Source organism: Mycolicibacterium hodleri (assembly GCF_025822245.1).
GTDB classification, from domain to species: Bacteria; Actinomycetota; Actinomycetes; order Mycobacteriales; family Mycobacteriaceae; genus Mycobacterium; species Mycobacterium hodleri.
Genome location: NZ_JACKTL010000003.1, coordinates 1 through 2,408, shown reverse-complemented (window position 1 = coordinate 2,408; position 2,408 = coordinate 1). Strand labels below are relative to the sequence as shown.

At 70.7% G+C, this 2,408-nt stretch carries 3 protein-coding genes; 1 reads left to right on the top strand and 2 read right to left on the bottom strand.

Annotation, left to right across the window (positions count from 1 at the left end; all coding sequences use genetic code 11):
- The coding region (locus H7J06_RS00175) for an HNH endonuclease signature motif containing protein (protein WP_264035884.1) at window positions 1–335 on the top strand (335 nt) is incomplete at its 5' end.
- Between the two features lie 273 nt (window positions 336–608).
- On the opposite strand, the gene H7J06_RS00170 is transcribed toward H7J06_RS00175, so the two are convergent.
- On the bottom strand, window positions 609–824 hold the full coding sequence (locus tag H7J06_RS00170; protein WP_308205656.1) for a long chain fatty acid-CoA synthetase Faa4p: 216 nt from the start codon (window positions 822–824) through the stop codon (window positions 609–611).
- A gap of 200 nt (window positions 825–1,024) precedes the next feature.
- Window positions 1,025–1,594 (bottom strand): chorismate mutase, encoded by a 570-nt coding sequence (locus H7J06_RS00165; RefSeq protein ID WP_264035880.1) that lies wholly within the window; start codon window positions 1,592–1,594, stop codon window positions 1,025–1,027.
- Window positions 1,595–2,408 lie beyond the last annotated feature (814 nt).

The following is a 2,408-nucleotide window of genomic DNA, read 5'->3' as shown; positions in this document are numbered from 1 at the left end:
GCTGTGTGGTCCCCGGGTGCGGGGCGACCCGCGGATTGCACGCCCACCACATCCGGCATTGGGAGGACGGCGGGCCGACCGACCTCGACAACCTGGTGTTGCTCTGCCCCTTCCACCACCGCCTGCACCACAGTGGCGGGATCACCATCACCGGCCCCGCCGCACACCTCGTCGTCACCGACGCCGACGGGGAACCACTGAACCCGGGATCATTGGCCCGTTCACCCACTCAACCCCCACCGGCGGTGAAACCGTGCCGCGGGCCGCTGGGCGAGCGCGCCCAATGGTGGTGGTACACCCCCTTCGAACCACAACCACCACCCACGACCAGCTGAGGGGTGGCGGAACGTCGCTCCTTGGGGGCGTCGTGTGGATGACGTCGTGCGGCACGCGGCCGTGTCGAAGTGAGCTGTCGGGTGGCGACACATGCGACTGGCCGTGGGGGGCCTGATCGAGTGCTGGCCCTCGTCATGACCAGCGTCGGCGACACGGCGAGGGCACGTGCTGACAGTGCATCTGTGTGACTTCGCGGACGCTGTTGGGATGTGCGCACCGTCGCCGGGCGTCGGCGCTTTCGAACGTTCCGGGGCAGCCAGGCGTAGCAGAAGCTACTCGGCGCCGACGGTTTCCTTGGCGACGAAGACCGCGACGTAACCGATCGGAATGCCGGTCATGGCCGCGATGCATTCGCGCGCCGCCAGCTCGACCGTCGCCCGCCGGCGCGCGCGAGTCACGCCGCCTATCTCGGGAATCCGGATCGACCAGCCGTCGATCTCGCGGTGAATCTCGATGTCGAAGCTCTGACCGACCGTCGGACCGTACATCCGAGGCATGACGTGGTGGGTGCGAGTGCCGAGAGGATTGTGTGCGCGCCGCAAGGTGGGCTGAAGAGGCATGAGAATTTTTCCTGTGTCGGACGACGGACCGCGGGAAAGAGTAAACCGTCGCGGCCCCGAACGCCTAATCGGCGAGACGCCCGTTAACCCAGGTCAACGGCGTGTTCACCCGGTCGTCGCCCGGCGGTTCACCGGCAGTAGGACCTCGTCGCGAACGTCAGGCCGCGCTGATGGAGATCGTCGAAGCCACGGCTGGCGGCGACGGCCGCCCTGACGGCCTCCAGATCGCCGACGCAGGTGGGTGAGTGCAACGTATTCCATTGCGCGGCAATCTCGTTCACCATGGTGCGGTTGTACCCGTCGATCGCGGACCGGGAATCCGATAGGTCTGGCGCGGTGGTGGGGGCGCTGGCGGGATCGAGCTTCCACTCGCTGAAGTAGCCGTACTCGACGCCGACCGTCGCGTCGATCTGATCGCGGAAGACCCGTTCGACGTAGTCGGGGTCGACGTTCTGCGACTTGGCCGCGGCCGTCACGGCGTCGATCACCTGTCGTTCGCGGGCCGGATCCGAGATCGAGCCGCCGGTGGTCCACTTGGAGGCGGCCACCGGTTCGGCGGTCTGGAGGCGCTGCGCGGCCGCGTCCACCAAGGCAAACAGGGGGCTCGGTGCGTCGGCGGCGGCGGGGAAGGGGGAAGCCGTCAGAACCATGACTACGCCGAGCGCGGAGCACGCAAGGCGGGAAGCGAAGGAGGTCACGTCGTCACGCTAGCGCCGTGTCCCCGCACGCGGCTGGGGACGTCGGCCGTAGCCGACGCCCCCAGGCGTTTCACGGCGCGTATGCGCCGCGGTCATTCGGTGTTACGAAGAGGCCCCGTTGGCCCCGTTCGCGCCCTTGGTACCGCCGGCACCGCTGGCACCCGTGTTGCCATTGGCTCCACTGGCACCGGTGCTGCCGGCCGAACCGGTTGCTCCGGTGGCGCCGGTGTTTCCGGCCGTGCCGGTCGAGCCCGCACTTCCGGTGGAGCCGGTGCCGCCGAAGATGCCGCCGCGGCCGGGCGTACCGACCGTGCCACCTGCTCCGCCGGTGCCACCTGCTCCGCCGCTGGCGCCGGTTCCACCCGCTCCGGCGGCGCCACCCGTGCCGCCGGCACCCGCGGTTCCGCCGGGACCGCCCGAGGCGCCGGATCCACCGGTACCGCCCGTGCCACCGACACCGGTTCCACCTGCACCAGTGCCCGCGCCGCCTGCGCCGCCGACGCCACCGTTGCCGCCTGCGGCTCCGGTTCCTCCGTTGCCGCCTGCCGCGCCGGTTCCGCCGTTGCCNCCNTTGCCAGCTGCCGTGCCGGCGGTGCCCGCGGTACCGGCCACGGTGCCGTTGGAGCCGGCGGTACCGGCACCGCCCGCACTGCCTGCGCCGCCGGCCTGACCTGCCGCGCCGATGCCGCCGTCGCCGCCGTTGCCGCCGTTGCCGCCCGTGCCGACTCCGCTGGTGCTGACGCCTGCACCCCCGGCACCGCCGGCACCATTCACCGCTCACTGACCTCTTCACGCCCGTGAACGCCAACGGCGA